Raw genomic sequence first — 21,818 nt, 5'->3', positions numbered from 1 at the left:
CCTACTGGTAATTGACGATCACCTGATTGCCAATCACCCGCAGCGGCGGGTTCAACCCGCCTTGCGACTGCACGTAATAGACAAAGCGCAATTCCGCATTGGCCGGCTCGCCCTGCAGACCGATGCTGCTACCGCTACCGCCGCCCAGCGGAATGCAGCGGTTCACCGTGCAGAGCTGCGCCTGCAGGCCCACCGGTTCCGGCCCCAGCAAACGGTAGCGCCAGCTGACGCTGGTGATGCGCGCGTTGGCGTCCGGCAGTGCGTTCGGCGGCCGCAAACCGGCGGACTCATCGCGCATGCCGCCCTGTTCCAGCGTAACGCCCGCCCCTTCCGCCACCCAGGAACCAGACACCGCGCCAGCGGCAAGCGGCGCCAACAAACCCAGCAAGCACAAACGGCGTTTCATCAGGCGGCTCCGATGGTCGAGGTCATGCGAATCTGGCGATCGTCGTTGATCTCCAGGTTGGACAGCACCACGATCTGCGGCAAACTGCGGCGCAAGAAGCGCGCCAGCAAGGCCCGCAGCGCATGGTTGACCAGCAGCACCGGCGGCGCGCTGAGCATCTCTTGTCGCTGCAACGCCTGGCGCGCCTGATCCAACAGGCGGTCGGCCAGACCTGGCTCCAGGCCACCGCCGCCTTGCAACGCCTGCAGCAACAGGCGCTCCAGCTGGGTATCCAGCCCGATAACCTGAATCTCGCCGTTGCCCGGGAACCACTGCTGCGTGATAGCCCGGCCCAGTGCCACCCGCACCACGGTGGTCAATTCATAAGGATCGCTCTGCGCCGGGGCATGCTCCGCCAGCGTTTCGACGATGGTGCGCATATCACGAATGGAAACGCGCTCGGCCAACAGGTTTTGCAACACCTTGTGCAGCGTGGTCAGCGACACCACGCCCGGCACGAAGTCTTCGGTCAGCTTCGGCATTTCCTGCGAAACGCGGTCCAGCAGTTGCTGAGCTTCCTGGCGGCCAAACAGTTCGCTGGCGAACTGACCGATCAGGTGATTGAGGTGCGTCGCCACCACGGTGCTGGCCTCCACCACGGTAAAGCCCTGGATCTGCGCCTGCTCGCGCAAGGCGCTGTCGATCCACACCGCTTCCAGCCCAAAGGCCGGATCGACGGTTTTATCACCCGCCAGCTCGCCTACGGCATTGCCGGGGTTGATCGCCAGCCAGCGGCCCGGTTGCGCTTCGCCGCTGCCGATCTCGACGCCTTTCATCAGGATGCGGTAGCTGGCAGGCGGCAGTTCCAGATTATCGCGAATGTGTACCACCGGCGGCAGATAGCCCATGTCCTGCGCGAATTTCTTGCGGATGCCGCGAATACGCCCAAGCAGCTCGCCGTTCTGCTGAAAATCGACCATCGGAATCAGCCGGTAGCCCACTTCCATCCCCAACGGGTCTTCCAACTGCACGTCGGCCCAGCTGGCTTCGGCAGCCTGCGGATTCTCCGGCATCACCGGCGCCTCTACCGTCTTCGGCGCCTGTTGTTCACGGCCGCGTAGCCACCAGGCCAGGCCCAGCAAAGCGGCGGTAAACAGCAGGAACACCAGGTTCGGCATGCCCGGCACCAGGCCCAACAGCCCCAGCACCCCGGCGCTCAGCAGCATCACGCGCGGATTGTTGAACAGCTGGCCTACCATCTGCTCGCCGACGTCCTGATCGGTCGCTACGCGGGTGACGATAACGCCGGCGGCGGTGGAGATCACCAACGCCGGGATCTGTGCCACCAGGCCATCACCGATGGTCAGCAGCGTATAGCTTTCCGCCGCCGCCCCCAGCTCCATGCCGTGTTGCACCACGCCGACCAACAGGCCGCCGACTACGTTCAGCACCATGATCATCAGGCCGGCGATGGCGTCGCCGCGCACGAATTTACTGGCACCGTCCATCGAGCCGTAGAAATCGGCCTCTTGGGTAACTTCGGCGCGGCGTTTCTTCGCTTCGTCTTCGCCGATCAATCCGGCGTTCAGATCGGCGTCAATCGCCATCTGTTTGCCCGGCATGCCGTCCAGCACGAAGCGCGCGCCCACTTCGGCGATACGCCCCGCACCTTTGGTGATGACCATAAAGTTAATCAGCACCAGGATGATGAACACCACGATGCCGATGGCGAAGTTGCCCCCCACCAGGAAGTGGCCGAAGGCTTCCACCACGCGGCCGGCGGCGGCGGAGCCGGTATGCCCTTCCAACAAGATGATGCGCGTTGACGCGACGTTGAGCGACAAACGCAGCAATGTGGAGAACAGCAGGATGGTCGGGAAAGCGGCGAACTCGAGCGTGCGCTGGGTGAACATCGCCACCAGCAGCACCATGATCGACAGCGCGATGTTGAAGGTAAACAGCAGATCAAGGATGAACGCCGGCAACGGCAGCACCATCATCGACAGAATCAACAGGATCAACACCGGGCCGGCCAGCACCTGCCACTGCGTATCTTTAAAATTGCCCGGCAAACGAAGCAGGGAGGCCAAATTAGCCATCAGAGTCACTCTCTCTCGCAAAATCCAGTGCTTCCGGCACCGGTAAACGTTCAGGTTTTTTCGGGATCAGGCCGCCCTCGCGCCGCCAGCGGCGCAGTTGGTACACCCAGGCCAGCACTTCGGCGACCGCGGCATACAGGGTGGCCGGAATATGTTGTCCGATCTCGCTGTGCCGATACAGCGCGCGCGCCAGCGGCGGCGCCTCCAGCATCGGGATGCGGTGTTCCGCACCGAGTTCGCGAATGCGCAAGGCGATTTCGCCGGCCCCTTTGGCCAGCACTTTCGGCGCGCTCATTTTTTTGTCGTTGTACTGCAACGCGACGGCGTAGTGCGTCGGGTTGGTGACGATCACGTCCGCCTTGGGCACATCGGCCATCATGCGGCGGCGGGCGATCGCCCGCTGCTGCTGACGAATGCGCCCCTTCACGTGCGGGTCCCCTTCCTGGTCTTTGAACTCGTCGCGAATATCCTGCTTGGTCATCTTCAGCTTCTTGAAGTGACTCCACAGCTGATAAAACACGTCGAATGCCACCATCGGCGTCAATCCCAGCACGACCAGAAAGCCGCAGAACAGAATCATCTGCAGCGCGTTGCCCAGCGCATCGAGCGGTTGCTGAGTCATCAGATGCAGCATCGCCGCCCAGTTGTGCCACAGATAGAGGCCGGTCACCCAACCGACCAGCGTCGCTTTCAGGATCCCTTTCAGCAGCTCGGCCAGCACCTGGGTAGAAAAGATGCGCTTCAACCCGGATAGCGGGTTCAGCCGCTTCAAATCGAACTTGATCGACTTGCCGCTGAACAAAATGCCCCCCAGCAACATCGGCGCGGCGAGCGCCACCAGCACCAGCCCCGCCATGATCGGCAGCAGCGCCAGCACCGCCTGGCGCAGCAACATGCCCAATTGGCGCAGCATCTGTTTATCGTTGCTGACCATGCCGTGATCGAAGTTCAGACCTTGCGTGAGCATCGCCGCCAGCTGTTGCGCCATGTTGCTGCCGGACATCAGGATAATCGCCAGGCCGGAGAGCAGCATCAGTACCGAGGTCAGCTCACGCGAGCGCGGGATCTGGCCGTCTTCACGCGCCTTCTCCAGCCTGTGGGGCGTGGGGGCCTCGCTTTTTTCCAGATCGCTGTCTTCAGCCACGAAACGCCGTTCCTGTGTCGGGAGGGTAAAGAATGGCGGTCAGCATGCCAAAAAATTGGCGATGTCATTGGGGGAACAACGAGGAAAAAGGCGGGTTATTTGGGGGATGAGGCAATCAAGGGGAGGACGTTACAGCCAATTTTCCAGCCGTAAGCCATCTAACGCGCTCAAATTCGCGTCGGTTATTGGTCACCAGAATCAATCCTTCGCTGCGCGCATGCCCGGCGATATACAGATCGTTTACGCCAATAGGCGTTCCCTGACGTTCCAGCGCAGCCCGAATGTTGCCGTAGTGCGAAGCCGCTTTGGCGCCGTAATCGAGAATGTCCAATCGGGAGACAAAATCCTCAACCACTCTGGCGTTAACCGCCGGACGCGAGCTTTTCTCCACTCCGTGAACCAATTCGCCATAGGTGACCGACGAAATGACCATTTTGCCCGCATAGCGATTGAACGCCTCCAGCACTTCCAGAGGCCGGCGCTTGATGACATAGATAACAATATTGGTGTCCAGCATATGGCTGAACATCAAAACTCTTCCCGCTCACGCTGGTGTTGCCCGGCACGTTCATTGAGGAAGTCATCGCTCACCTCATTTTCCGCGCAGAAGAAACTGTCCCAGGTATTCTCCACCGGCGCAAGAATGCGCTCTTTGCCCACCACGCGGACGGTCACTTTAGAAACGGTATCGGGGAAACGCACCTCTGCAGGCAAGCGCACGGCCTGCGTCCGATTATTGGTAAAGACAGAACCTAACGTCATGGCGACCTCCTTTAACTGGAGTACAAATTATAATCGCCACAATGTATATAGCAACGCTATATACTCCAATCTTTGCGCGACGCTGCGCAACTTTCGGGGCGCGCCGTCGCGCGCCCCGAAAAGCCTCAGAAACCGAGGCTGTCGAGCAGATCGTCGACCTGCGCCTGATTGGCGATCACGCCGACGCCGTTCTGGTCGAGCTGCGGACCGTTCAGCAGGCTGTCGTTCGGCCGTTTTTCCTTCACCGGCTGCTCCGGCATGTTTTCCATCAGTACCATCAGCAGCTGCTTTTCGATCTCCTGCACCACGTCCATCATGCGCTTGATTACCTGACCGGTCAGATCCTGGAAATCTTGCGCCATCATGATCTCCAGCAGCTGGGCGTTGGTGAAGGCCGTATGGCCCGGCACCTGATCCAGATACTGGCGCGTGTCGTTGACCAGAGAACGTGCGTCGTCCAGTTCGATGGGATTGGCGAACCACTCGTCCCAGCGCCCTTTCAACGCATTAGCGCCGGATTCCAGCTCCGCCTGGCGCGGTTGCGCCGCCTCTACGCAGTTCAACGCCCGTTCCGCCGCCTGCGCCGTCATGGTTACGACATAGTCAAGACGGTCGCGCGCATCCGGGATCGCCTCTGCCGCCTGGGCGATCGCCTGATCGAGCCCCAGTTCGCGCATGCTGTCGCGCAGCATTCGGGTCAGTTGGCCGATGCGGGAGATGATCTCTCCCGCGGTCGCTGCATCGCTGGCAGGCATTGGAATGTCTCTCATCGCCCTCTCCTTACATGCCCAATTTTTCAAAAATCTTGTTGAGCTTTTCTTCCAGCGTCGCCGCCGTAAATGGTTTCACTACATAACCGCTGGCGCCGGCCTGCGCCGCCGCGATGATATTTTCTTTCTTGGCTTCCGCGGTCACCATCAGTACCGGCATCGCGGCCAGCGCGCTGTCGGCGCGGATGGTTTGCAACAGTTCAAGCCCGTCCATGTTCGGCATGTTCCAGTCGGACACCACGAAGTCGAAACCACCGGCGCGCAGCTTGTTCAGCGCATCCGCCCCGTCTTCAGCTTCTTCGACATTGTTGAAGCCCAGCTCTTTCAGCAAATTTCTGACGATGCGACGCATGGTGGAGAAGTCGTCCACAACCAGAAATCTGAGGTTCTTGTCTGCCATTGTTACTCCTGAAATAGTTAACCGTTTAATGATGCAAAACCGCAGGCCGCCGCGCGGCGGCCGTGGGTCATATCGCCGCCGGGTAACCCCGGCGGACTAAAATTAAATACGCAATGCCTGGCCGCCGGCAATCTGCGCCAGCATCCGTTGGCTCATTCTGTCCAGCTCGACCACTTCGCTGACGCCGCCGCTGGCGATCGCCTCGCGCGGCATGCCGAACACCACGCAGCTCGCCTCGTTCTGCGCCAGGGTATAAGCCCCTGCGCGATGCATCTCCAGCATCCCCGCCGCACCGTCGTTGCCCATGCCGGTGAGGATCACCCCCACCGCATTGCGGCCGGCGTATTGCGCCACCGAGCGGAACAGCACATCGACCGACGGGCGATGGCGGTTGACCGCCGGGCCGTCATGCAGCTTCACCTGATAGTTGGCGCCGCTGCGCGCCAGCTCCAGATGGCGGTCCCCCGGTGCGATATAGGCGTGGCCCGGCAGCACGCGCTCGCCGTCCTCCGCTTCTTTCACCGTGATCTGGCACAGTTTGTTCAGCCGTTCGGCGAACGAACGGGTGAATCCCGGCGGCATGTGTTGCGTGATCAGCAGCGCCGGACTGGTGGCCGGCAGCGGCTGCAGCACCTGGCGGATCGCTTCGGTGCCGCCGGTGGAGGCGCCGATGGCGATCAGTTTTTCACTGCTCAGCAGCGGCGCATGGCTGAGGATCGCCGGCGCCGGGCTGCTCGAGCGCTGAGGCAGGCGCGCCCTGGCCGCGGTGCGGATCTTCTCGGCGATCAGCTCACTGTAGGCCAGCATGCCCTCGCGAATGCCGAGCTGCGGTTTGGTGACGAAATCCACCGCGCCCAGCTCCAGCGCGCGCAGCGTGATCTCCGAGCCTTTGCCGGTCAGCGAAGAGACCATCACCACCGGCATCGGCCGCAGGCGCATCAGTTTCTCGAGGAAATCCAGTCCGTCCATGCGCGGCATCTCGACGTCCAGCGTCAGCACCTGAGGATTAAATTTTTTGATCAGATCGCGCGCAACCAGCGGATCCGGCGCGGTCGCCACCATTTCCATATCGGCATGGCCGTTCACGATTTCCGTCATCAGCTGACGCATCAGTGCCGAATCGTCTACGCATAACACTCTGATTTTACTCATTACCTCTCCTTGGTCAGCCCATACACGGTCTGCCCACGCAAGTAGAAATCCCGGCTGATCTGGCTGAAGTTCTCGGAGTGGCCGGCGAACATCAGCCCCCCCGGCTTAAGCAAGGGAACGAAGCGGCGCAGGATGCGCTCCTGCGTCGCCTTATCGAAATAGATCATGACGTTGCGGCAAAAAATGGCGTCGAACTGCCCCGGCAGCGCCCACTCCGGCGCCAGCAGGTTCAGCGGCTGAAAGTTCACCCGCGCCGCCAGTTCCGGCCGCACCCGCACCAGCCCCTGATGCGGCCCGGTGCCACGCAGAAAATAGCGCTGCATTTGGGTCGGCGTCAGGGTGCGCAGATCTTCCTGGCGGTAAACGCCCGCCTCCGCTTTTTCCAGCACCTGCGTATCGATGTCGCTGGCCCAGACCTGGCAACTGCCGGCCCGCTGCCCCAAGGCATCGCTCAGCGTGATGGCGATCGAATACGGCTCTTCGCCGGTCGAGGCCGCAGTGCTCCAGACGCTGTAGCCGTTCGGCCGTGAGCGCGCATGCTCCGCCAGGATCGGGAAGTGATGCGCCTCGCGGAAAAATGCCGTCAGGTTGGTGGTCAACGCGTTGATGAACGCCTGCCATTCCGCGCTGTTCGGATCGCTTTCCAGCAGCGCCAGATAGTCGCCGAAGTCGTGCAATCCCAGCAGCCGCAATCGGCGCACCAGACGGTTGTAAACCATCTCACGCTTATGCTCCGCCAGCACGATGCCGGCGCGTTGATAAATCAACTGGCTGATACGACGGAAATGCACGTCCGACAGCGGCAGGCGCTGCACCATTTGCGTCAACATCGACGCAGTATCCCGGTTAGAAGTTGACGGCGCCTGTTTCATGCCGCCTCACCGGGGAAAAACGTGCTGTTTATGCGGTTTGACAATCTTGGGCTTCCTTTACCACGGATGAAACTGCGTTGTTGCTGTTACCTGGCGCGACGAAGTTATCGTCCGCCAGACGGAATACCGCGACCGCATCGGCCAAGGTAATAGCCTGCTCTTCCAGCGCGGTGGCGGCAGAGGCGGACTCTTCCACCAGCGCGGCGTTCTGTTGGGTGACCTGGTCCATCTGGGTCACCGCCTGCGTCACCTGCTCGATGCCGCGGCTTTGCTCATCCGAAGCCGACGCGATCTCGCCCATGATGTCGGTGACGCGGGTCACCGAACGTACGATGTCCTGCATGGTGGCGCCGGAATTTTCCACCAGCACCGAGCCGTGTTTGACGCGGCTGACCGATTCGTCGATCAGTACCTTGATCTCTTTCGCCGCCTGGGCGCTGCGGCTCGCCAGGTTGCGCACTTCACCGGCGACCACGGCGAAACCGCGCCCCTGTTCACCGGCACGCGCCGCTTCCACCGCCGCATTGAGCGCCAGAATGTTGGTCTGGAAGGCGATGCCGTCGATCACGCTGGTGATGGCACCGATTTTCTGCGAGCTGTTGGCGATATCGTGCATGGTGGTGACCACGTCACCGGCCAGTTCACCGCCCTTGGCCGCCGTGGCCGAGGCGTCGCGCGCCAGCTGAGACGCCTGCCGCGCATTGTCGGCGTTCTGTTTCACCGTCGCGGTCAGTTGCTCCATGCTGGCGGCGGTCTCTTCCAGCGAAGCAGCCTGCTGCTCGGTGCGGGAAGAGAGATCGTTGTTGCCTTCGGAGATCTCCTGCAGGCCGATCAAAATCGATTCCGCCCCGTCGCGCACCGCGCCGACGGTGCCGATCAGCGACTGCTGCGTGCGTTGCAGGCTGGCGAACAGCATGCTGATTTCATTGCGGCCATACACCTGAATCGGCGTCGCCAAATCGCCGGCGGCGATACGTTCAAAGTGGCTGCGGATTTGGTTCAGCGGCTGCACCAGCATGGTACGCAACCACCACATGGCGCTGCCGGTCACCACGATCAGCATCAAGACCGCCCCCACCAGCATCAGGCCCGCCAGCGTGAAGGAGAACTGGTTGGCGTCTCTGGCTTCGCTGATGTCGCCGTTGACCAGCTGCAGGTACTGCACGAAGTCGGCCTCGAACAGGTCCTGGGTTTTCTGCGTCGGCTGATCCATAAATGCCTGCAGCTCCCCCTTCTCCAGGAAGCCGATCAGCTCGCGCAGCGCGCCGCGCAGCCGCTCGTAGCTGGCCTTGGTCGTTGCCGTCTGCTGGCTCTGTTGCTCACTGCTGCGCTCAACCGCCATGAACTGATTGAAATAGAGATCGGCCTTCTGCAGCGAACTGCGGGCGCTGCTCATCAATTCGTTCACCTGCTCCTGCGGCAGCTTCAGCGCCGCGCGGGTGCCGGCGCGGTTCAGCGTATTACGCGCCTGCAACAGCGACACCCAGCTCAGGCTGAGCGAATCGCGCTGCTGGCTGCCGAGGGTGATGATGTCGAGGTTGTGGTTATCGGAGCGAAACGCGGAATACGACAGGCCGCTGCTGGCCAACTGCAGAACGCAAAAGGTCATCAACAACAGGAACAAGCTGGTAGAGATACGGATTCGGTTAAACACTGTGAACCTCCTTGCAGCCGGCCGGCGACCGGCCTACGTAGGGAAAAGGGCCTCTGCGAGAGAGGCCCGATACCGGTCAGAACGTTTCCCAGTTATCCTGCAGATCGCTGGCGTTCATTTTCTTATGATTGATTACCGGTGTTACCGTCGCCTTGCTGGTGACAGGCGCTTTAAACTCTTCCTGGCCTTCCGACCTCAGGCGGAATACCGCCACCGACTGGGTCAGCATGCTGGCCTGTTCTTCCAGCGCCGCCGCCGCCGAGGCAGATTCTTCTACCAAAGAGGCGTTCTGCTGGGTCACGCGGTCCATTTCCGCCACCGCCTGGCCAACCTGATCGATGCCACGGCTCTGCTCGTCCGAAGCCGACGCGATTTCGCCCATGATGTCGGTCACACGGGTAACGGCGTTGACGATGTCGCCCATGGTTTCGCCGGCGCTCTCGACCAACACGGAACCCATATCGACGCGGCTGACCGAGTCTTCAATCAGGCCTTTGATCTCTTTCGCCGCCTGTGCGCTGCGCTGCGCCAGGTTGCGCACTTCACCGGCCACCACCGCGAAGCCACGGCCCTGTTCGCCGGCGCGCGCCGCTTCCACCGCGGCGTTCAACGCCAGGATGTTGGTCTGGAAAGCGATACCGTCGATCACACCGGTAATATCGGCGATCTTCTGTGAACTGCCGGCGATGTCGTGCATGGTCTGCACCACGTTAGCCACGACCTTGCCGCCTTTCTGCGCGGTTTCGGAGGCGCTCAGCGCCAGCTGAGAGGCCTGACGGGCGTTTTCGGCGTTCTGTTTCACCGTCGCGGTCAACTGCTCCATGCTGGCGGCGGTCTCTTCCAGCGAAGCGGCCTGCTGCTCGGTACGGGAGGAGAGATCGTTGTTGCCTGCGGCGATTTCAGACGCGCCGCTGTAGATGGCGTCTGCGCCCTGACGCACGCCGCTGACGGTTTCGATCAGCTCACTTTGCATGTGTTTCAGGCTGGCTGCCAGCACGCCCATTTCGTTGCGGCTGGTGACGACGATCTGTTGAGTCAGGTCGCCGGCGGCGATCTGTTTGATGTGGTCGATCATGCGATTCAGCGGACGCACCAGGATGTGATGGATACCGGTCCAGGCCAGTACGATCACCGCCAGCACCACCACCAGCACCACGATCAGCGTCCAAATGGCCGAGTTGTAGGAGCTGTTGCTGCCGTCGACCGCGATTTGGTACAGCTTGCCGTTTTGCTCCAGGTAAACGTTGTAGCTCTGCTCAAAGTTGTCCTGGTAGCTCTGCGTAGGCTGATCGAAGAAGGCGTTGATCTTGCCTTCGCCCAGCAGCTGGATCAGTTCGGAAAGCGCGCCGTACAGAATGTCGTATTGCTGCTTCACGCGCTCTGCCGACTGAGGATCCTGACGCGGATCCTGAGGGATTTTCTCGTACGCGGCGTAGTGTCTTTCCGCCTCGGCCAGCTCTTCTTTCGCCTTGGCCAGCAGTTCATCAATGGTGGCGCCGCTGCCGATCTTATTGGTATCCATCATGTAACGAATACCGGCGCGGTTCAGCGAGTTGCGCGCCTGCAGCAGGTCAACGCGGCTTTCACTCAGCTGCAGCTGCTGCTGACGGATAGTTTGCAGGACGGTAAAGTTTTCCTTATCGCTTTTCAGCGAGGAGAAAAAGAGTCCGCCCGAAATCAACTGCAAGGCGCCAAACAGCACCAACACCAGCAACAGGCTGGTGACCACCTTCATACGATTTAACATGATTTCCCTTGTTGAAGCCCGCGCAGACAGGCTTTGATGACGTTGAATGTGAGAGTTATCGGCGCAGCGCGGCAAAACTTTATGCGGGAAAGTAACTATTTTTAGTGGGGGTTCAGGGCACGGCCTGCGGCGTCGCGGCAAGTCATGGAAAGTGAAGGTGATAGGGGGCAGCGCCCTGCCCCCTTGGGTCTTGAATCAGACGCTTTTCGCCACGCTGTCGACCAGCGACATCTCTTCGCTGCTCAGCAGCTTTTCGATATCCACCAGGATCAGCATGCGCTCGCCCAGCGAACCGAGGCCGGTGAGGTATTCGGTCGCCAGCGTCACCGCAAACTCCGGCGCCGGGCGGATCTGATCGGCGGTCAACGACAGCACGTCGGAAACGCCGTCGACCACGATGCCCACCACGCGCTGGCCAAAGTTCAGCACGATCACCACGGTGTTCTCATCGTAAGACACGCTCTGCTGCGAGAACTTCACCCGCAGATCGATGATCGGCACGATCACGCCGCGCAGGTTAGTAACGCCCTTGATGAACGCCGGGGTGTTGGCGATGCGGGTTACCTGATCGTAGCCGCGAATTTCCTGCACCTTGAGGATATCGATGCCGTACTCCTCGTTGCCCAGGGTAAAAATCAGAAACTCTTGCCCTACCGTTTCGCCAGCCAATTTGCTGACGGCTGCCAATCCTGCCATATCATTCACCTTTTAAATCAATAAACTCATTATTATGCGGCGGCGTCCGTCAGACGCTTTTCACGGTTCAAGGTTTGCAACGCCGAGACATCGACGATCAATGCCACGCTGCCGTCGCCCAAAATGGTCGCGGCGGAGATGCCCGGCACTTTGCGGTAGTTGCTTTCCAGATTCTTCACCACCACCTGATGCTGGCCGATCAGCTGATCCACCAGCAACGCATAGCGGCGGCCGGCGCTTTGCAGGATAACGACGATGCCCTGCGTGGCGTCGGTTTTGGCGCCTTCCACTTCGAACACCCGATACAGCTCCACCAGCGGCAGGTATTCGCCGCGCACCTGCAGCACGCGTTCGCCGCCGGCCAACGGATGCAGGTCTTCCGCCTGCGGCTGCAGCGACTCCATCACCGCGTTCAGCGGCAGGATAAAGACTTCGTCGTTCACCTTAACCGACATGCCGTCGAGGATCGCCAGCGTCAGCGGCAGCAGGATACGGATGGTGGTGCCTTTGCCGGCCTGCGAGCGGATCTCGACGTGACCGCCCATCTCCTGAATGTTCCGTTTCACCACGTCCATGCCGACGCCGCGGCCGGAAACGTCGGTCACCTGTTCGGCGGTGGAGAAGCCCGGCGCAAAGATCAGCATGCCGACCTCTTCGTCGCTCATGCTGTCACTGACCGCCAGCCCTTGCGACGCGGCCTTGGCGAGAATTTTTTCGCGGTTCAGCCCGGCGCCGTCGTCGATGACCTCAATGCAGATGTTGCCGCCCTGATGTTCGGCAGACAGCACCAGATTGCCCACCGCCGACTTGCCGGCGGCGATGCGGGTGGCCGGCTCTTCGATGCCGTGATCGAGGCTGTTGCGCACCAGGTGCGTCAGCGGATCGATAATGCGTTCGATCAGGCTCTTGTCCAGTTCGGTGGAACTGCCCTGCAGCGTCAGCTCCACCTGTTTGTTCAGCTTGCCGGCCAGATCGCGCACCAGACGCGGATAGCGGCTGAAGACATATTCCATCGGCATCATGCGGATCGACATCACCGACTCCTGCAGATCGCGCGCGTTACGCTCCAGCTGGCTCATGCTGTTCAGCAGGTCGCCGTGGTTCACCGGATCCAGCGTGCCGGAGCGTTGCGCCAGCATCGACTGGGTGATCACCAGCTCGCCCACCAGGTTGATCAGTTGATCCACCTTTTCCACCGCTACGCGAATGCTGGTGGACTCGCTCGCCTTGGCGCGCGCTTTCGGCGCTTCCGCCTGCGCGGCGGCCGGTTTGGCGGCAGGCGGCGCGGCGTTCGTAACCGGCGCCGGCTCTGGCGCAACGACCGCCTCCGGCGAGTTCGCTGCCGCGACGACCGGCGCACTCTGCGTCGGCGTCGAGAAGCTGATTTGTTCCGGTTCCAGCACGAAGCACAGCACGGCGCTGATGTCGTCCTCGCTGGCGGAGGTGAGCAACGTTACGTCCAGACTGTGCTCCGTCTGATGAGGGTCTTTAACCTCGCCGAGGTTGCCCAGCTCTTCCAACATCAACGGGATTTCACTGGCTTTCAGCCCGTTCAGGCTGATGCGCATACCGCCTTCGATCGCCGCCGGCGCGGCCGCTGGCTGCACAACGGGCTGCTGAACGACCGGCTGAGCCGCGGGCGCCTCCTGCTGCTGTTGCGCTTCCAACGCCAGCTGACGCAGCGCCTGGCAAATGTATTCAAAGCTTTCAGCGTCAGGCTGTTGCGAGGTCTTATAGGCGTCCAGTTGCTCCTGCATAATGTCTTTGGTTTCCAGAAACAGGTTGATAATCTCGGTGCTCAGGCTCATTTCTTGGCGCCTTGCACCGTCCAGCAGGTTCTCCAGCAGGTGGGTGGTTTCCTGCAGCACCGAAAAACCAAAGGTCGCCGCCCCGCCCTTGATCGAATGCGCCGCGCGGAAGATGGCGTTCAACGGCTCGATATCGGGGGCCAGCGGATCCAGCTCCAGCAGGTGTTGCTCCATGTCGGCCAGCAACTCGTCCGCCTCATCAAAGAAGGTCTGATAAAAATCGCTAATGTCCATGCTCACGGGGTCACCTCTGGCTGTGAGTCGCGGTTAGTCGGTGCGGGCGCGGCTGCCGGCTGTTCCGGCGTTTGACCGGCCGTGGCTAGCGCCGGGGATGCCTGCAATTGACCGTCGGGATCCGCCGCCGGCAGCGGCGTTGGATCGGTCGGCGTTGCCGCCTGGGGTTCCGGCGTTTGGCTGGCCGGCGCAGTCGCCGACGGTGCCAGCTGCTTCAGGCTGTCCGGCTGGGCGATATCCACCGCGTTGCCTTCAGCATTTTCGTGTTCGATGCCTTCTTGCGTTTGCTTATTCAGCACCAGCACGGTGATGCGACGGTTGATCGCGTCATCGGCGCCGTGCTGTTTCAGGCTCATGGTGGCCGCCATGCCCACCACTCGCAGCACCTTGCCTTCCGCCAGACCGCCGGCGATCAGCTCGCGTCGGGAGGCGTTGGCGCGATCGGCCGACAGTTCCCAGTTGCTGTAGCCGCGCTCGCCGGTGGCGTAAGGGATATCATCGGTATGGCCGGACAGGCTGATCTTGTTCGGCAGATCGTTCAGAATCGGGGCTATCGCCCGCAGAATATCGCGCATGTAGCTCTCGACCTGCGCGCTACCGGTTTTGAACATCGGCCGATTCTGGCTATCGATAATCTGGATGCGCAGCCCCTCGTCCATCATGTTGATCAGCAGATGCGGACGCAGCGCCTTCAGGCGCGGATCGGACTCAATCAGTTCATCCAGCTTTTCGCGCAGCTTGTTCAGCCGCAGCTCTTCGGCGCGCTTGTCCGGCGAATCGACCTGTTTTTTCACCAGGCCGTGCTGTTGCGTCGGATCGTCGCCGCCGCCCGGAATCGGACTGCTTTCGGAACTGCTCTTGTCGCCGCTGGTCAGGGCAACCTTGAGCGGCGTGCGGAAGTATTCGGCGATTTGCGTCAGCTCCTGCGGGCTGGCGATCGCCAGCAGCCACATCACCAGGAAGAATGCCATCATCGCCGTCATAAAGTCGGCATAGGCAATCTTCCAGGAGCCGCCGTGATGGGCGGCATGATGCGACTTGCGCTTTCTGACCAGGACGACCGGGTGATTCTGTTTCATGCTTCTTCTTCTTCCGTCGCCTGCTGTGCCGGCGCTTTCACGCGGCGCACATGTTCTTCCAGCTCAACGAAAGAAGGACGCTCGGTGGTATACAGTGTTTTACGGCCGAACTCGACCGCGATCTGCGGGGCATAACCGTTCAGGCTCGACAGCAGCGTGACCTTGATGCACTGCATCATCTTGACGTTTTCGGCGCTCTTCTGGCGCAGCAACGTGGCCAGCGGCGAGATAAAGCCGTAGGCCAACAGAATGCCGAGGAAAGTACCGACCATGGCGTTGGCGATCAGCGCCCCCAGCTCAGCGGCCGGACGGTCAGCCGAAGCCAGAGCGTGCACCACCCCCATCACCGCCGCGACGATACCGAACGCAGGCAAGGAATCGCCCACCATCGCCAGGCTGCCGGCGGGCACTTCACTTTCCTGCTCGTAGGTTTCGATCTCTTCGTCCATCAGCGCTTCGATCTCGAACGCATTCATATTGCCGCTCACCATCAGCCGTAAATAGTCGGTAATGAACTCCACCAGGGTGTTATCGGCAAGGATGCGCGGATAATTAGAGAAAATTTCACTTTCTTGCGGATTATCGATGTCGAACTCGAGCGACAGCATGCCCTGCTGACGCGATTTGGCCAGCAGGCGGAACAGCAGCGCCATCAGATCCATGTACAGATCTTTGTTGTATTTGGAGCGCCGCATCAGGCGTGGCAACGCGCGCAGCGTGGCCTTGATCGCCTTGCCGTTGTTGCCGACGATGAAAGCGCCGACGCCCGCCCCGCCGATGATCAGAAATTCAGCCGGCTGATATAACGCGCCGAGATGACCGCCCACGATCAGGTAGCCGCCAAACACCGCACCCAATACCACGAGATAACCCAAAATAACTAGCACACGCATTCCTTAAATTAACAATGTGGATGGAAGGTGGGGCAAACGCGCCCTGGCCAACAGACCAGGCGGCATGTCTGGGGGCGGCATGCCGCCCCTGCGTATCACACGTCGGTGTTCATTGCCGAGAGCCGGCAACGTGGCGGCTCAAATGGCGCGTTTGACCTGCTCGTCCAGCAGTTGAGGAATAATATCGGCCAGTTGCGGCGAAAGTTTACGTCTTTTTACTGCGCGGGATGGGGGTTGGCATAAACTGCAGATGAAACCATTCAGCGGCTGGTGCGCATGGGTGATAAATGCGCCGCCGCAGCAGCTGCAGGCGGAGAGTTGCAGCATGCCGCTGTCGACGAAACGCACCAGCGTCCAGGCGCGCGTCAACGCCAGCAGCGGCGCATCGCCGGCCTGCTGGGGACATTGTTCCAGATAGAGGCGATAAGCTTTAATCACCGCCTCCACTCCGCTGCACTGCCCACTTTTCATCAGGAACAGGTAAGCGTTGTAAAACATCGAAGAGTGAATATTTTGTTCCCAGGTCATAAACCAGTCGGTTGAGAACGGCAACATCCCTTTCGGCGGCGGACTGCCGCGCAACTCCTTATAAAGTTTAATCAAGCGCCCGCGGCTGAGCTGGGTCTCGCTCTCCAGCATCTGCAAACGGGCTCCCAGTGAAATCAGCTCCATCGCGAGCTGAATGTCCTTGGCTTCTTGAACAATACTTTTCTCAACCATCATCAGGCTCTTTTCTTCGTCGGGCTAGCGTCTTTACTCGATAGCTCTTGCAGTAAATGGCTTGATAGCAAAATGCCGGTATGGATTTGTTGCAGATCGTCGACGCGCGACTCTTTGGTCAGGCGTTCGATGGTCTGGTGATCGTTAAAGCGGAAGTGGCAAACCAGCTGGTTGGTCTCAGCCAGTTTAACCATTTGCGGCAAAGTCAGCTGCGCCAACGCGTCAGCCATGGTTTCATCGATACCAAGGCGGAACATCGCGGACGCTTTTTCATCGTTGATCAAACGTTGTGCTAAAAGTAAATATGACAAATTGATGTCATAAATATGCTTAAGTAATTCAGACGTACCCATATTCCCCATCCCGACAGACTATGTTTAAAAACATACGCTGGGTGATAAATTTTATCGCCCGTGACCTGGGTTTTTTCCCAAAGTTGGCAAATTAATCTCTCAAAAACGACCGCTATAACTTTCGCCAATCGCTAAATTCGACCACTGTTCAGTATTTGCTACGAGCGTAAACCTACGTGTATGGATGTACAGCATTTTGCTTCGATAGTGTTTAGCCACCATGAAACTATTTTTACAAATTTAATAAGATTATTCCTAAAGCAACGCAACTCTACCCCCGAACCATTAGCACACACAATGTAAGTGAGAGGCAATTTTAAATACAATGTGACATAGATCACAAAAATAAAAAATATTTAAGCCAAATACGACTAAATGCGCACATTTATTGACCTCATTTTCGCTCACAAAATAGCCATAGGTAAAAAAACGTCTTAAAAACAATGTTTATAAGCCAAAAAATTATCTTTTTTAGATCAATTCGAACAAAAGCATCACCAAACCAAAATAACAGAACAAAAATCTGTATATAGGCGACAAACTCAGTATAAATAACCAATTACGTTGCTAAAAAATATCCAAGATGAAAAATAACCAACGTAAACTATAAGGTTATTACCTTTCAGATTTGACTTAAGCCCCTCGCTTCGGGCTGCTCTAATTTTCAACATAAGGTGATTAGGGCTTATCAATGATTCGCTGACGTTGTGAACAAGCCAACAGACGTAACGATATGTTTCCGTATTAGCCTGACGCAAGAATGCCATTTTTACGTTAAAAAGTGCCAGAACGACATATCGGCAGCGCATCGTAAAACTTTAATGCTTTTTTATTTCTTTTTTGTCGCCGCTTTAATTATCACGCAGAACTGTGAATTATTAAAATACCCCGCGCGCCCATCACTTCACTGCAATAAAATAAAACGCAGTTTTGTTTTTCTCCTCAAAACCCTCAGGCCAATGAGACGACGTTTCAGCGCGAGCGGCAACGCCAAAAGCCGGACAACGCCGTAGCGGTCTTGCTAAAAAAGGAAGAAATCCCCTTCCCAGGGCGAAAACGCGCTACCGCGCCTCTACACGCCGCCGCAACCCTACGGTTTCATCCCCTCCCCGTGCAGCCTCACCTGAGACTTTCCCTAATTCTCCATTTATCAGCAGGATGAGATTGCTGACAGCGCACCGGCATATTATGATTTAGCAACGCTCCGCCTCAGGCGGTGTCTCAATTATTACCCAGTGCAATTTATCTACTTGAAATGATTTTTGTCAGGTCGTACATCGCTGCCTCGACGGCATCGCCGAGAGTCGCTGATGTGTTATTCACCCGGCTTTAACTATTAACAGGCTATATTTTAATCATGACCGATACGCTCGAATATCTGCTGACATTCCGTAAATGCTCCTCTTTGGACAGCCTGGAGAAGGTGTACGACAAACTGAACTACTCCATTGAAAATGATACAGAAATGAGCAATATGTACCGCGCTGCAGACCACCGTCGCGCCGAACTGGTTGCAGGTAAATTGTTCGATCTGGGCAAGGTGCCGAAAACGCTGTGGGCGCAGGTGCTTTAATTCAGTGGAATTACGTGCGGCAACGGTTTTATCTTTTATTGCTATATAACCGGGCAAACTCAGCTTTTATTGCCGCGCGTGATGCGAAACACATTTATTACGCCCGCCAGGTTCTACCCTTTATCCGAGCGTAGCATTTTCTCTAAGGCCACCGACGCGGCAGCCTGAAACACGACGGATACAACAAGGAGTGGGATATGGGGTATCAAAACGTTCTGGTCACCGTCGCCGTCGCGCCTGACAGTCACCGCCTGGTGGAAAAGGCCGTCTCCATCGTCCGCCCCTATGGCGGCAACATCACGCTGCTCAGCACCCTCGCCAATCCGGAAATGTACAATAACTTCGCCGGGCCGATGCTCGGCGATTTGCGCACGCTGATGGAGGAAGAAACCCGGTTGTTTATGGAGGAACTGCGCCAACGCGCGGATTATCCGATCGCCGATACGCTGATCGTACACGGCGAGTTGGGCGACAGCCTGGCATTCGCCAGCCGCCGTCGGCCGTTCGACCTGCTGCTCTGCGGCAATCATCGCGACGGCATGATGAACAAAGTCTCCTGTTCCGCCGCCCGCTTCATCAACATCAGCCATATCGACGTGTTGATCGTGCCGCTCTAACGCTAAGCACATTCGGTAACGTTGCCTTGCCGCCCCTGGACTAGGCTTAACCAACCTGTCTGTCGCAACGCAAAGGAGCTTTCGATGTCCCCTTCTCAACAGAACCGTCGCTTCCTGCTGGCCTCGCGCCCGCACGGTGAACCGACGGCGACGAACTTCCGTCTCGACACGGTTGCCACGCCGCAACCCGGTACCGGCCAGCTGTTGCTGCGCACCGTTTATCTGTCATTGGATCCTTATATGCGCGGCCGCATGAGCGATGCCCCCTCCTATGCGCCGCCGGTGGAGATCGGCCAGGTGATGGTCGGCGGAACGGTATCGCGCGTGGCCTCCTCACAGCATCCCGATTTCAAGGTTGGCGATTGGGTGTTGGGCTATGACGGTTGGCAGGATTACGCGCTGTCCGACGGTAGCGGCCTGCGCAATCTCGGCCCGCACCTGGCGCACCCTTCCCGCCTGCTCGGCGTGCTGGGCATGCCGGGCTTCACCGCTTATATGGGATTACTCGACATCGGCCAACCCCAGGCGGGCGAAACGCTGGTGGTAGCCGCCGCCAGCGGTGCGGTCGGCTCGGTGGTCGGCCAAATCGGCAAGCTGAAAGGCTGCCGCGTGGTCGGCGTTGCCGGCGGCGCGGAAAAATGCCGCTATGTGGTGGAAGAATTGGGTTTTGACGCCTGTATCGATCACCGTGCCCCCGACTTTGCCGAACAGCTGGCCGCCGCCTGCCCACAGGGTATCGACATCTATTATGAAAACGTCGGCGGCGCGGTATTCGACGCCGTGCTGCAGCTATTGAACACCAAAGCGCGCATTCCGGTCTGCGGCATCATCGCCCATTACAATGCCACCGGATTACCCGCCGGGCCGGACCGTTTGCCGCTGCTGGAGGGGCTGATTCTGCGTAAACGCATCCGCATGCAGGGCTTTATCATCTTCGATGACTACGGCTCACGCTTTGATGAATTCCTGCAACAGATGAGCGGTTGGGTCGAGCAGGGGAAAATCAAGTTCCGCGAGGACATCGTCGACGGACTGGAGCAGGCGCCCCAGGCGTTTATCGGTCTGCTGCAAGGCAAAAACTTCGGCAAACTGGTGATTCGCGTCGCCGACGAATAACCCGCAGCTGGGCGTGGTGCGCCACGCCCCCTTCTTTAATGTATGGCACCGTCGCCGAATCGCACATCTTCCTCAACCGTCAACGTGACCTCTACGATAGTGCGCACGGCCTCAACCATCGTCGCCAACGCCATGCTCGGCTTGCCCGGATGCGCCGCCGCCAGCTCATGACTGTACGGGATATGCACGAACCCGGCGCTGACCGCCGGGCGATGCGTCTGCAGATAGTGGCGCAAACCGTAAAAAATATGGTTGCAGTTATAGGTGCCCGCCGTGTAAGAAACCGCCGCCGGGATCCCCTGCCGGCGCAGTTGCTGTACCGCAGCCTTGACGGGCAACGTGCTGAAGTAGCCCACCGGGCCGCCGGCGACCACCGGCACATCAATCGGCTGTTTGCCGGCATTATCGGGGATGCGGGCATCGATCAGATTGATGGCCACCCGCTCCAGGGATATTTCGGCCCGGCCGCCGGCCAGGCCCAGACAGATCACCGCCAGCGGCTGCAGTTCCTCAATCGCCGCGATTAGCCGCTGATTGGCTTCACCCAGCACGCAAGGCAATTCACGCACTATGATCTCCGCGCCGCCGCTTCGCTCACCGGCCAACGCCTGCGCGACCTGCCAGGAAGGATTTACCGCATCGCCATCGAACGGCTCAATACCGGTTACCAACACTTTGTTCATCATTTCCCCTGCTTGAAGGCTAAATTCGTGTGCTACCAGCCTAGTGAACGCAGTATGATTCTGGAAATGGATTATCTATATATAGAGTATTCATAAAATGAATTTAGCCAACGTCGATCTCAACTTGCTGGTGGTGTTTGAAGCGTTGTATCAGACGCGTAACGTTACCGCCGCAGGCCGGCGCCTTAACCGCGCTCAACCCTCCGTCAGCAATGCGCTGGCGCGGCTGCGCATTCTGCTGAACGATCCGCTGTTTGTTCGCGGCGGCGGCGGCATGGCGCCTACGCCGCGCGCCCACCAACTCATGCCGCAGATACAGCAGGTGCTTGAACAGATCCATCTTGCGTTAGCTCCCCCAACGCGTTTCGATCCGGCCACCGCCGGGCAACGGCGCTTTACGCTGGCCGCCGGCGACTATGCCGATATTTTGCTGCTGCCCGCCATCATCAGCCGGTTGCGTCAGGCGGCACCCGGTATCGATATTCGCGTTTCGCGCCTGGATCGCCGCAATATTTACCGGCAGTTGGAAAGCGGCGAGGTGGACATCGCGTTGGGAGGGCATCTTTCCGGCGCTGAAAGCCACTATGTGCACGCGCTGTTTGAAGAGCATCTGGTGTGTATCGCCAGCCGCACACATCCGCAGCTGGCAGACGGTCGTTGGGATCTGGCCCGCTACCTCAGCCTGCCGCACGGGCTGTACGCACCGGCAGACGACGGTTCCGCCAGAGGATTGGTCGACCGACGTCTGGCGGAAATCGGCGGCCAGCGGCGCGTCGCCGCAACCTTTTCACATATTGTAGCCCTGCCGGCCGTGGTTGCCGACAGCGATCTGATCGCCACCCTGGCCGCCAGCGTGGCCCGACGTTTTTCCGATCCGCAACGCGTACGCTTTCTCCCGCTGCCTGACGAGTTGGCCATCGCCCCTTTTCCCATTGAACTGATCGCCGGTCGGCAGGCACAACGCGACCCGGCCTTAATCTGGCTTTGCGATCTGATAGGCCAACTTCCCCTCGCCCCCCGCTCAAATTAACGGCGGCATTCGCTGCATTATCAACCGCTCA

21 protein-coding genes and 1 pseudogene are annotated in these 21,818 nt (G+C 59.2%); 4 read left to right on the top strand and 18 right to left on the bottom strand.

The features are described 5' to 3' along the window. Position 1: 1 nt before the first annotated feature. The 17 genes and pseudogenes from ACRAWE_RS04700 to flhD form a co-directional block, all read right to left on the bottom strand. On the bottom strand, positions 2–406 hold the full coding sequence (locus ACRAWE_RS04700) for a flagellar protein FlhE (RefSeq protein WP_019452960.1): 405 nt from the start codon (positions 404–406) through the stop codon (positions 2–4). After that, positions 406–2,484 carry a flagellar biosynthesis protein FlhA gene (gene flhA / locus ACRAWE_RS04695; RefSeq protein WP_019452961.1) on the bottom strand — a complete coding sequence of 693 codons (2,079 nt, stop codon included), beginning with the start codon at positions 2,482–2,484 and terminating at the stop codon, positions 406–408. The genes ACRAWE_RS04700 and flhA overlap by 1 nt, the downstream gene beginning before the upstream one ends. Then, positions 2,477–3,628, bottom strand: coding sequence for a flagellar biosynthesis protein FlhB (gene flhB / locus ACRAWE_RS04690; protein ID WP_019452962.1), 1,152 nt, complete (start codon positions 3,626–3,628; stop codon positions 2,477–2,479). The genes flhA and flhB overlap by 8 nt, the downstream gene beginning before the upstream one ends. Positions 3,629–3,757: 129 nt before the next feature. After that, positions 3,758–4,157: pseudogene (gene vapC, locus ACRAWE_RS04685) on the bottom strand (type II toxin-antitoxin system tRNA(fMet)-specific endonuclease VapC). Next, positions 4,157–4,390 (bottom strand): type II toxin-antitoxin system VapB family antitoxin, encoded by a 234-nt coding sequence (gene vapB / locus ACRAWE_RS04680; RefSeq protein ID WP_019452964.1) that lies wholly within the window; start codon positions 4,388–4,390, stop codon positions 4,157–4,159. Before vapB ends, vapC begins: the two are co-directional and overlap by 1 nt. A gap of 125 nt (positions 4,391–4,515) precedes the next feature. Next, entirely contained in the window at positions 4,516–5,160 is a 645-nt protein-coding gene (gene cheZ / locus ACRAWE_RS04675; RefSeq protein WP_004934858.1) for a protein phosphatase CheZ, read from the bottom strand. A gap of 10 nt (positions 5,161–5,170) precedes the next feature. Beyond that, complete coding sequence (gene cheY / locus ACRAWE_RS04670; RefSeq protein WP_004934862.1) at positions 5,171–5,560, bottom strand: chemotaxis response regulator CheY; 390 nt, start codon at positions 5,558–5,560, stop codon at positions 5,171–5,173. Between the two features lie 102 nt (positions 5,561–5,662). Beyond that, complete coding sequence (locus tag ACRAWE_RS04665; RefSeq protein ID WP_016927288.1) at positions 5,663–6,712, bottom strand: protein-glutamate methylesterase/protein-glutamine glutaminase; 1,050 nt, start codon at positions 6,710–6,712, stop codon at positions 5,663–5,665. Next, positions 6,712–7,584, bottom strand: coding sequence for a protein-glutamate O-methyltransferase CheR (gene cheR, locus ACRAWE_RS04660; protein ID WP_025159837.1), 873 nt, complete (start codon positions 7,582–7,584; stop codon positions 6,712–6,714). The genes ACRAWE_RS04665 and cheR overlap by 1 nt, the downstream gene beginning before the upstream one ends. A 28-nt stretch (positions 7,585–7,612) precedes the next feature. Beyond that, positions 7,613–9,238 carry a methyl-accepting chemotaxis protein gene (locus tag ACRAWE_RS04655; protein WP_432525010.1) on the bottom strand — a complete coding sequence of 542 codons (1,626 nt, stop codon included), beginning with the start codon at positions 9,236–9,238 and terminating at the stop codon, positions 7,613–7,615. Between the two features lie 76 nt (positions 9,239–9,314). After that, a complete protein-coding gene (locus ACRAWE_RS04650; RefSeq protein WP_074053877.1) occupies positions 9,315–10,985 on the bottom strand; it encodes a methyl-accepting chemotaxis protein in 1,671 nt (556 codons plus the stop codon). A gap of 195 nt (positions 10,986–11,180) precedes the next feature. Further along, a complete protein-coding gene (cheW, locus tag ACRAWE_RS04645) occupies positions 11,181–11,681 on the bottom strand; it encodes a chemotaxis protein CheW (RefSeq protein WP_004934876.1) in 501 nt (166 codons plus the stop codon). A 32-nt stretch (positions 11,682–11,713) separates the two neighbouring features. Next, positions 11,714–13,729 carry a chemotaxis protein CheA gene (gene cheA / locus ACRAWE_RS04640; protein WP_370520157.1) on the bottom strand — a complete coding sequence of 672 codons (2,016 nt, stop codon included), beginning with the start codon at positions 13,727–13,729 and terminating at the stop codon, positions 11,714–11,716. Then, entirely contained in the window at positions 13,726–14,802 is a 1,077-nt protein-coding gene (gene motB, locus ACRAWE_RS04635; protein WP_019452969.1) for a flagellar motor protein MotB, read from the bottom strand. Before motB ends, cheA begins: the two co-directional genes overlap by 4 nt. Beyond that, positions 14,799–15,689, bottom strand: coding sequence for a flagellar motor stator protein MotA (gene motA / locus ACRAWE_RS04630; protein ID WP_015378266.1), 891 nt, complete (start codon positions 15,687–15,689; stop codon positions 14,799–14,801). Before motA ends, motB begins: the two co-directional genes overlap by 4 nt. Positions 15,690–15,833: 144 nt before the next feature. Next, positions 15,834–16,418: a flagellar transcriptional regulator FlhC gene (gene flhC, locus ACRAWE_RS04625; RefSeq protein WP_019452971.1), complete on the bottom strand. Its 585-nt coding sequence runs from the start codon at positions 16,416–16,418 to the stop codon at positions 15,834–15,836. After that, positions 16,418–16,768, bottom strand: coding sequence for a flagellar transcriptional regulator FlhD (flhD, locus tag ACRAWE_RS04620; protein WP_033643537.1), 351 nt, complete (start codon positions 16,766–16,768; stop codon positions 16,418–16,420). Before flhD ends, flhC begins: the two co-directional genes overlap by 1 nt. Before the next feature lie 1,357 nt (positions 16,769–18,125). On the opposite strand from flhD, the gene ydgT reads away from it, so the two are divergent. From ydgT to ACRAWE_RS04605, 3 genes are all read left to right on the top strand, one after another. Beyond that, a complete protein-coding gene (gene ydgT, locus ACRAWE_RS04615; protein WP_004934895.1) occupies positions 18,126–18,341 on the top strand; it encodes a transcription modulator YdgT in 216 nt (71 codons plus the stop codon). Between the two features lie 197 nt (positions 18,342–18,538). Continuing rightward, complete coding sequence (gene uspC, locus ACRAWE_RS04610) at positions 18,539–18,958, top strand: universal stress protein UspC (protein ID WP_019452973.1); 420 nt, start codon at positions 18,539–18,541, stop codon at positions 18,956–18,958. An 84-nt stretch (positions 18,959–19,042) separates the two neighbouring features. Then, a complete protein-coding gene (locus tag ACRAWE_RS04605) occupies positions 19,043–20,074 on the top strand; it encodes an NADP-dependent oxidoreductase (RefSeq protein ID WP_432525005.1) in 1,032 nt (343 codons plus the stop codon). A gap of 35 nt (positions 20,075–20,109) precedes the next feature. Here ACRAWE_RS04605 and pcp read toward each other — a convergent pair whose 3' ends face one another. Continuing rightward, complete coding sequence (pcp, locus tag ACRAWE_RS04600; RefSeq protein WP_432525565.1) at positions 20,110–20,757, bottom strand: pyroglutamyl-peptidase I; 648 nt, start codon at positions 20,755–20,757, stop codon at positions 20,110–20,112. Between the two features lie 97 nt (positions 20,758–20,854). On the opposite strand from pcp, the gene ACRAWE_RS04595 reads away from it, so the two are divergent. After that, positions 20,855–21,787, top strand: coding sequence for a LysR family transcriptional regulator (locus ACRAWE_RS04595; RefSeq protein ID WP_432525003.1), 933 nt, complete (start codon positions 20,855–20,857; stop codon positions 21,785–21,787). The last annotated feature ends 31 nt before the right edge of the window (positions 21,788–21,818 follow it).

The organism is Serratia sp. BFP-2025 (assembly GCF_050880365.1).
Classification (GTDB): domain Bacteria; phylum Pseudomonadota; class Gammaproteobacteria; order Enterobacterales; family Enterobacteriaceae; genus Serratia; species Serratia surfactantfaciens.
This window is presented reverse-complemented; position numbering and strand designations above follow the sequence as displayed.

Bases quoted from the DNA above. Each gene is read 5' to 3' on its own strand.
- cheW (WP_004934876.1), bottom strand. From the start codon at position 11,681: ATGGCAGGATTGGCAGCCGTCAGCAAATTGGCTGGCGAAACGGTAGGG.
- ACRAWE_RS04700 (WP_019452960.1), bottom strand. From the start codon at position 406: ATGAAACGCCGTTTGTGCTTGCTGGGTTTGTTGGCGCCGCTTGCCGCT.
- ACRAWE_RS04595 (WP_432525003.1), top strand. From the start codon at position 20,855: ATGAATTTAGCCAACGTCGATCTCAACTTGCTGGTGGTGTTTGAAGCG.
- flhA (WP_019452961.1), bottom strand. From the start codon at position 2,484: ATGGCTAATTTGGCCTCCCTGCTTCGTTTGCCGGGCAATTTTAAAGAT.
- cheY (WP_004934862.1), bottom strand. From the start codon at position 5,560: ATGGCAGACAAGAACCTCAGATTTCTGGTTGTGGACGACTTCTCCACC.
- motB (WP_019452969.1), bottom strand. From the start codon at position 14,802: ATGAAACAGAATCACCCGGTCGTCCTGGTCAGAAAGCGCAAGTCGCAT.
- flhD (WP_033643537.1), bottom strand. From the start codon at position 16,768: ATGGGTACGTCTGAATTACTTAAGCATATTTATGACATCAATTTGTCA.
- cheR (WP_025159837.1), bottom strand. From the start codon at position 7,584: ATGAAACAGGCGCCGTCAACTTCTAACCGGGATACTGCGTCGATGTTG.
- pcp (WP_432525565.1), bottom strand. From the start codon at position 20,757: ATGAACAAAGTGTTGGTAACCGGTATTGAGCCGTTCGATGGCGATGCG.
- ACRAWE_RS04605 (WP_432525005.1), top strand. From the start codon at position 19,043: ATGTCCCCTTCTCAACAGAACCGTCGCTTCCTGCTGGCCTCGCGCCCG.
- vapB (WP_019452964.1), bottom strand. From the start codon at position 4,390: ATGACGTTAGGTTCTGTCTTTACCAATAATCGGACGCAGGCCGTGCGC.
- uspC (WP_019452973.1), top strand. From the start codon at position 18,539: ATGGGGTATCAAAACGTTCTGGTCACCGTCGCCGTCGCGCCTGACAGT.
- ACRAWE_RS04650 (WP_074053877.1), bottom strand. From the start codon at position 10,985: ATGTTAAATCGTATGAAGGTGGTCACCAGCCTGTTGCTGGTGTTGGTG.
- cheZ (WP_004934858.1), bottom strand. From the start codon at position 5,160: ATGAGAGACATTCCAATGCCTGCCAGCGATGCAGCGACCGCGGGAGAG.
- ACRAWE_RS04665 (WP_016927288.1), bottom strand. From the start codon at position 6,712: ATGAGTAAAATCAGAGTGTTATGCGTAGACGATTCGGCACTGATGCGT.
- ydgT (WP_004934895.1), top strand. From the start codon at position 18,126: ATGACCGATACGCTCGAATATCTGCTGACATTCCGTAAATGCTCCTCT.
- flhC (WP_019452971.1), bottom strand. From the start codon at position 16,418: ATGATGGTTGAGAAAAGTATTGTTCAAGAAGCCAAGGACATTCAGCTC.